The organism is Deferrisoma palaeochoriense, assembly GCF_054656955.1.
This window is the reverse complement of record NZ_BAAHXI010000231.1, coordinates 1-232: the sequence shown is the minus strand read 5'-3', so window position 1 is coordinate 232 and position 232 is coordinate 1. Positions and strand designations below refer to the sequence as shown.

At 68.1% G+C, this 232-nt stretch carries 1 protein-coding gene; it reads left to right on the top strand.

The genetic code is table 11. The annotated features are described in order from the left end of the window. Positions 1-232: DUF4870 family protein (locus ACYQ8L_RS18825; RefSeq protein ID WP_459943339.1), on the top strand; the 232-nt coding region annotated here is incomplete at both ends.

Sequence of the window (232 nt, the reverse complement as noted above, 5' to 3'; positions counted from 1 at the left end):
ACGGCGCGGCCGAGGTCTACGCCCTGGAGCCGATGAAGTCGGCCGTGGCCGACCTCGCCCGCGACGTGGGCTCGTCCCCCAAAACCATCCCCGCCGTGATCTACGCCCTCTACCTCCTGGCCTTCCTCTACGGCATCACCATGGTGGTGGGCGTGGTGCTGGCCTACGTGAACCGGCCCAAGGCCCGGGGCACCTGGATCGCGTCCCACTACGACTGGCAGATCTCGACCTT